Source organism: Pseudomonas sp. PA-1-6B, assembly GCF_021609545.1.
GTDB lineage: Bacteria > Pseudomonadota > Gammaproteobacteria > Pseudomonadales > Pseudomonadaceae > Aquipseudomonas > Aquipseudomonas fluorescens_BV.
The window spans coordinates 1-7,298 of sequence record NZ_WJZM01000103.1 but is presented as its reverse complement, the minus strand read 5'-3'; the positions used below and the strand labels follow the sequence as shown (position 1 = coordinate 7,298).

Here is a 7,298-nt window from a genome sequence, read left to right as displayed (position 1 = left end):
GGGTTCGATTCAGGCTTTGGACCGGGCTGGGGCACGGGGTTCGATTCAGGCTTCGGACCGGGCTGTGGCACGGGGTTCGATCCCGGCTTCGGACCAGGCTGTGGCACGGGGTTCGATCCCGGCTTCGGACCCGGCTGTGGCACGGGGTTCGATCCCGGCTTCGGACCCGGCTGGGGCACGGGGTTCGATTCCGGCTTCGGACCTTGCCTGGGATTTAAGTCCGGGGTTGGCCCGTCCTTTGTATCAGGGCAGTGACAGTGAGCGACATTGATGTTCACATGCACATTTGCTTCAGCATCATTTGTGACATTCACTGAAGGCATCGGCACTGACGGCTTCACTGGATGATCGTTTCTACCCGGTTTCGGCGTCAATCCGCCGTGATCTATTAACACCCCCGGACCTTTTGCATCCGGCCTCACCGCTTGATCAGTTGTACCTGGCTTCACCGGCTGGTCTTTTGCATCCGGCCTCACCGCTTGATCAGTCGTACCTGGCTTCACGGGCTGGTCTTTTGCATTCGGCTTCACCGACTGATCAGTCGTACCTGGCTTCACCGGCTGGTCTTTTGCATCCGGCTTCACCGCTTGATCAGTCGTACCTGGCTTCACCGGCTGGTCTTTTGCATCCGGCTTCACCGCTTGATCAGTCGTACCTGGCTTCACCGGCTGGTCTTTTGCATCCGGCTTCACCGCTTGATCAGTTGTACCTGGCTTCACCGGCTGGTCTTTTGCATTCGGCTTCACCGCTTGATCAGTCGTACCTGGCTTCACGGGCTGGTCTTTTGCATTCGGCTTCACCGACTGATCAGTCGTACCTGGTTTCACCGGCTGGTCTTTTGCATCAGGCCTCCCCGTTTGATCAGTGGTACCTGGCTTCACCGGCTGGTCTTTTGCATCAGGCTTCACCGCTTGATCAGTTGTACCTGGCTTCACTGGCTGCTCTTTTGCCTCCAGATCAGGCGTAATACTTTTCCCCAAAAGCATCTCCCGCATGGATTTGAAGAACTGCTCGAGCATGTCAAATACTCTGGTGAGCGCCGTAGCACTCACCATGACCTCACTGTTTTCATTGCGTGCAGCTGCGGGGTTGAGGTTTAAATGGGTCGTCGGAGGTTTAGGTTGCATGTCGACTTTCAACGGGGTCGGCAACTGCCCACTCAGAGGTGATGTATCAACTTTGACAAAGGGCGAATTATTGACAGATAGAGACATTCATAAACTCCTTAATCGGCGCCACCTGACTCCGTTAAATGGCCAGGGAAGCAATAGCCTTAATGAACTGCAAGCAACAGCACTGCCTGACAGCTGCTAATTTGTGGGAGTTAACGCTGACCAGTTCCTAAAATCGCGCTTCATATAAAGAAACCAAACCAAATTTTCAGACTTTGCCTCGTGCTTTTTAAAGAACACCTCCGTTTGCCGCACCCGAACGTGTGCGTGACAGAAATACAGACTAACAACTCACCTGAAACGCAAATTTTCGATACAATTCAAAACGCCACGTAACCGCCCACTTTGATATTTCGCGCGAACATAAAAGACACCACCAGAACCACGCAGCCGAAGACATATATTTATAAATAAACTTACACCGCGAAACTTTTGAATTTAAAAAACCTATAACATGCCTGTTTATTACTGAGTGACATTCAAGCTATCTGAAAACAAACTGCGAGCGCCCTATAAAGGGCGTCAAGTTTAGCCATAGATAATCCCGACAAACAAAAAAATGCCCCATATCTCTCAATATGGGGCATTTTTTGAAACAGGACGCCGACTCAAACAATGTTGCACCCACCATCAACGGACATTGAAGCGTTACAACTCATAACGTTGCCGGTTGTGGGTGAGGCATGCCAAGCAAGCGGCTAACCTGTTCCAATGCGGTTTCACGACGCAGGGCCGTAAACAGCTCGACCGCCTCCGGGTAATTACGCGTCAACATCGCCAGCCATTGCTTCAAACGGCCCGGCGCCTGCTTTTCAGTCAACTGGGCTACCGATTGACGCCAGAACTCGTGGAGCATGGGTTGCATCTGCGCCCAGGTCATCTCCACTACTTCTTTGCCAGCACGCGCGGCGGCGATTTGCCGGGCCAGGTCGGGCCGCGCGACCAAGCCGCGCCCCAACATGATGTCTTCTACGCCGCTGATTTCCCGGCACCGCCGCCAATCTTCAACACTCCATATATCACCATTGGCAAACACTGGCACCTTCACCACGTCTTGCACACGCGGGATCCACTCCCAATGGGCCGGGGGCTTATAGCCATCGGTTTTGGTACGCGCATGTACCACGATATGCGCCGCACCACCTTCTGCCAGGGCCGTTGCACACACCAACGCGCCATCCGGGCTGTCGAAGCCCAGGCGCATCTTGGCGGTCACCGGGATATGGGCAGGTACAGCACGGCGCACATGTTCGACGATCTGGTTGAGCAGCTCCGGCTCCTTGAGCAGCACCGCACCGCCGCGGGACTTGTTGACGGTCTTGGCTGGGCAGCCGAAGTTCAGGTCGATGACTTGCGAACCCAGCTCGCAGGCCAAAGCGGCGTTCTCCGCCAGGCAAACCGGGTCCGAGCCCAGCAATTGCACACGCAACGGCACGCCCGCAGCGGTGTGCGCACCGTGCAGCAGTTCCGGGGCGAGCTTGTGGAAATAGGCAGGTGTGAGCAGGCGGTCGTTGACCCGGATGAACTCGGTCACGCACCAGTCGATACCGCCCACGTGGGTCAACACGTCCCGCAGGATGTTGTCGACCAACCCCTCCATGGGCGCCAAAGCAATTTGCATGGAAAACACTCAACAAAAATCGTGGCGCAGTTTACTGGGTTTCCTGCGGCAACCGTTAACCCCCTGTCAGGGCGGGGCCGTAACCTTCAATAAACTCGGCGGGCATACGCTTGGGCTTGCCGCTGGACAACTCAATACATACGAAGGTTGTTTGCGCACGCAGCAGGGTCGCGCCGTCACGGGGGCGCACAAGCTGGAAACGACGGGTCATTTTCAGGCGTTGGTCCCAATCGACGATCCAGGTGGCCAGTTGTAACTCATCGCCCTCATAGCCTGCGGCCAGGTAGTCGATCTCATGGCGCACCACGGCCATGGCGCGGTCGAGGCGGCGGTATTCGGTGAGGTCCAGCCCCAGGCGCTGGGAATGGCGCCAGGCGCAACGCTCCAGCCATGAGACGTACACCGCATTATTGGCGTGCCCCAGGCCGTCGATGTCCTCAGCCGTAACCTGCAGATCGATGATGAACGGCGTTGCCAAATCCCAGCCCATGCCTTGCTCCAGTCGATTGATGTCGGCGGGGCAGTGTATCAGGCGCTTTGGCGCTCCTGTAGACGGCAGCCTGCCAATAGGGCGAGTACAGCGTCGATGACCTGCGGGTCGGCGAGCACTTTCTGGTGGCCACCCTGCTCCAGGCGCAGCAGGCGGCTGTCGAACCAGGCTTCGTGGATGGCTTGAGCCGCCCTGACCGGAACGAAGGTGTCGTCTTCGGCGTGCACGATCAGGCCGGGAATATTCAGTTGGTAGTGGGCCACGTCCAAATGCTTGAGCGGCATGCCCATGCTCAACTCCACCTCTTGGATAAAGGCTGAGCGCGCCCGTGGCGGTAAGCCAACCATGCGAGTGAACCCGCGCAGCACATCCAGAAAGCGCGACGGTGCGGCAATGCTGACCAGTGCCTGCGTACGCAACCCCAACTGCACCGCCAACATCGCACTGGCGCCGCCCATGGAATGGCCGACCACCGCATACAGCGGCGGCAGCTCGGCCGCCGCCTCAAGCATGGCGCGGGCAAACAGCAGTACATGAGCTTCACGCCCTGGCGAACGGCCGTGAGCGGGACCGTCCAGGGCTATCACCGAATAGCCGTTGTCGACCAACGCCGTGATCAAGCTGGCGAATTGAGTCGGGCGACCTTCCCAGCCATGCATCAGCAGCACCGCCGGGCCATGCCCCCATCGCAATGCCGACAGGCCGAAACGCAGAGTGATGCGCTCCGACTGGGCCAACAGCGGCAACTCCCAGTCACGCGGCGGCAGATCGCGCGGGGTCATGAAGGTGCGACGCATCTTGCTGGCGACCGCATGCGGCGCAAGGCGCCCCACCGTGCCATTGAAACCACGAACCCAGGTCAATGCGCCCATCTTGCATCCCCTTTTTCAGCGTACCGCCGACTTGGCCGCACGTATCACCCGATCTGATAACTCGCCGGGCCCGAGTGCCCGCGCCAGGGTCAGCCCTCCTACCATCAAGGCCATGTCCGCCAGGGCCTTGTCGATGTCTTCGGGGCTGCCGGCCAATTGCGCGGCCATCAACTCGACGTGCTCGTTCAAAACCTCGCGAAAAGCGTCCGGCAAGCGCCCCATCTCCCCCACCGTCGCGGGCAACGGGCAGGCCTGGGTCGTGGAGTCGCGGTGCTTGCGCGACAGATAAAACGCGGCGACCAACGTGCGGCGCTCTTCGCCGGTCAGTTGTTCGTCCAAGTCATCGATGGAGGCGCGACGCTGCGCCAGCAACTGGCTGAACGCTTCCAGCATCAGCGCGTCCTTGCTTTCAAAGTGCGCATAGAAGCCGCCGACCGTCAGCCCCGCCGCCCCCATCACTTCGCCCACACTGGGCTCAGCCGGGCCGCGCTGGATCAACGCCGCGCTGGCAGCCTGCAAAATACGTTCGCGGGTTTGCGCTTTTTTATCGCTCATCGAAGCCTCCGTCTTTCATGGGTTGAATATTATTACCATAATAATATTTGGCAAGCGATAAGCACGACCGCCGGTCAGAACAGAAAATGGGTGATAAAGGAGGGAATTGGCCAAACGCCAGACAAACAAAAGGGCCATTCAATAATTGAATGACCCTTAAAAATCCCGCAGAGCGGGTAATCGTGGCGTCCCCTAGGGGACTCGAACCCCTGTTACCGCCGTGAAAGGGCGGTGTCCTAGGCCACTAGACGAAGGGGACACAAACCTTCTATACAACAGATCAGCGCTGAGAACTGATCGATTCAAGGACGGTGTGGCCGGAACCTTGAACCTGTAAAATTGGTGGAGCTAAACGGGATCGAACCGTTGACCTCTTGCATGCCATGCAAGCGCTCTCCCAGCTGAGCTATAGCCCCGGATTTTTCGTCTCGCGACGCAGCAGACCTTTCGAGCTGCTTGTTGAAACTGGCGTCCCCTAGGGGACTCGAACCCCTGTTACCGCCGTGAAAGGGCGGTGTCCTAGGCCACTAGACGAAGGGGACAAAACCTTCTGTACATCTGATCAGAGCTGAGACCTGATCAATTCAAGGACGGTGTGGCCGGAACCTTGAACCTGTAAATTGGTGGAGCTAAACGGGATCGAACCGTTGACCTCTTGCATGCCATGCAAGCGCTCTCCCAGCTGAGCTATAGCCCCTCATCGGTGAGGACGGGGCGAATCTTAATGGTGGTTTGGAAACGTGTCAAATTTATTTTCAACAATTTCCAAAATTTTTTGCCGGGATAACAATCACTTACCGACGAAACCCCGGAAAACCGGGGTTTCGTGCCCTAAGCGGCCTGCTTAGGCGATAGCGCCCAGCAGCTTTTCCCATTCCTTGTTTTCTTTCTTCGACACACCACCAAGCAAATCAAGGGCTTGGCGCAGGCGGAAACGGGTCAGGTCCGGGCCGAGAATTTCCATCGCATCGAGCACAGACACCGAACTGGCCTGCCCGGTGATGGCGGCAAACATCAGCGGCATGGCATCGCGCAGTTTCAGCTCAAGGGATTCCACCACCGCCTGGATGGTCGCGGTAATCGCATCCTTCTCCCACTGACGCAGGCTTTCAAGCTTCCACAGGATCAACTGCATCAGCTGGCGAACCTGGTCACCGGAGAGCTTCTTGGACTCGAACAGCTTGGGATCGGGATTCACCCCGCCAGCAAAGAAGAAACTGGCCAAGGGCGCGACCTGGCTGAACGTCTCTACCCTACCCTGCACCAGTGGCGCGATCTTCATCATGTACTCGGGGTTCAACGCCCACTGCTGCACACGGCTGGCGAACTCTTGCACCGGCAGGTCACGCAGCCACTGGCCGTTGAGCCACGAAAGCTTCTCGATATCGAAGATCGGGCCGCCGAGGGAGACGCGGGACAGGTCGAAGTTGTCGACCATTTCCTGCAGCGAGAACTTCTCGCGCTCGTCCGGCATCGACCAGCCCATGCGGCCCAGGTAGTTGAGCATCGCCTCAGGCATGAAGCCCATGCGCTCGTAGAAGGTCACCGACGTGGGGTTCTTGCGCTTGGACAGCTTGCTCTTGTCCGGGTTACGCAGCAGCGGCATGTAGCACAGCTGCGGTTGCTCCCAGCCGAAGTATTCGTAGAGCAGGATGAGCTTCGGTGCCGATGGCAGCCACTCTTCACCGCGCAGCACATGGGTGATGCCCATCAGGTGGTCATCGACCACGTTCGCCAGGAAGTACGTCGGCAAGCCGTCGGTCTTCATCAGCACCTGCATGTCCATGCGATCCCACGGGATCTCGACGTCACCGCGCAGCATGTCCGGCACCACGCACACGCCTTCGCTTGGCACCTTCATACGGATGACGTGAGGCTCACCGGCGGCCAGGCGCGCAGCCACTTCTTCCTTGGACAACAGCAACGCACGACCATCGTAACGCGGGGTCTCGCCACGGGCCTGCTGCTCGGCGCGCATCTGGTCCAGTTCTTCGGCGGTGCAGAAGCACGGGAAGGCATGGCCCATATCGACCAGTTGCTGGGTGTACTGCTTGTAGATGTCGCTGCGCTCGCTCTGGCGATACGGGCCGTGAGGGCCACCCACGTCCGGGCCTTCAGCCCAGGTAATGCCCAACCAGCGCAAGGCATCGAAAATCTGCTGTTCCGACTCACGGGTGGAGCGCAGTTGATCGGTGTCTTCGATCCGCAGGATGAACTCACCGCCATGCTGCTTGGCAAAGCAGTAGTTGAACAGGGCGATGTAAGCAGTACCGACGTGGGGATCCCCAGTAGGCGATGGCGCAATGCGCGTGCGGACGGTGGTCATGGCAGGTCTCGAATGGGCGATAAAACTGAAAATTGAAACAAGGGGCGAATGGTAACAGCCTGGGGGATATCTGGAAAACCGAGGCGCGGCCATCGCAGGCAAGCCAGCTCCCACACTTGAATGTATTCACAGGCAAAATGTGGGAGCTGGCTTGCCTGCGATGAGCATAGGTATCTACACAACTTCGGCACGACGCTAAATCTGTGGCGAGGGAGCTTGCTCCCGTGACGGCCTGGCAGCCGACACAGATATAACTGATGCC

5 protein-coding genes, 4 tRNA genes and 1 pseudogene are annotated in these 7,298 nt (G+C 58.0%); all 10 read right to left on the bottom strand.

Features of this window, described 5'->3' with window-relative positions; all coding sequences use genetic code 11:
• Window positions 1-1,214 (bottom strand): annotated as a pseudogene (locus GIV35_RS26940) (hypothetical protein); the annotation flags it as partial.
• Between the two features lie 613 nt (window positions 1,215-1,827).
• Entirely contained in the window at window positions 1,828-2,793 is a 966-nt protein-coding gene (locus GIV35_RS26935; protein ID WP_105227368.1) for a tRNA dihydrouridine synthase, read from the bottom strand.
• A gap of 55 nt (window positions 2,794-2,848) precedes the next feature.
• Complete coding sequence (locus GIV35_RS26930) at window positions 2,849-3,283, bottom strand: acyl-CoA thioesterase (protein WP_054921656.1); 435 nt, start codon at window positions 3,281-3,283, stop codon at window positions 2,849-2,851.
• Between the two features lie 38 nt (window positions 3,284-3,321).
• Window positions 3,322-4,155: an alpha/beta hydrolase gene (locus tag GIV35_RS26925; protein WP_054921654.1), complete on the bottom strand. Its 834-nt coding sequence runs from the start codon at window positions 4,153-4,155 to the stop codon at window positions 3,322-3,324.
• 15 nt (window positions 4,156-4,170) lie between these two features.
• Window positions 4,171-4,710, bottom strand: a complete 540-nt coding sequence (locus GIV35_RS26920; protein WP_054898574.1) for a TetR/AcrR family transcriptional regulator — start codon at window positions 4,708-4,710, stop codon at window positions 4,171-4,173.
• A gap of 183 nt (window positions 4,711-4,893) precedes the next feature.
• A tRNA-Glu gene (locus tag GIV35_RS26915) sits at window positions 4,894-4,969 on the bottom strand.
• 81 nt (window positions 4,970-5,050) lie between these two features.
• Window positions 5,051-5,126, bottom strand: a tRNA-Ala gene (locus tag GIV35_RS26910).
• Between the two features lie 50 nt (window positions 5,127-5,176).
• A tRNA-Glu gene (locus GIV35_RS26905) sits at window positions 5,177-5,252 on the bottom strand.
• Window positions 5,253-5,331: 79 nt separating this feature from the next.
• Window positions 5,332-5,407: transfer RNA gene (locus GIV35_RS26900), tRNA-Ala, on the bottom strand.
• Window positions 5,408-5,554: 147 nt separating this feature from the next.
• A complete protein-coding gene (gene gltX, locus GIV35_RS26895) occupies window positions 5,555-7,036 on the bottom strand; it encodes a glutamate--tRNA ligase (RefSeq protein ID WP_032896132.1) in 1,482 nt (493 codons plus the stop codon).
• Window positions 7,037-7,298 lie beyond the last annotated feature (262 nt).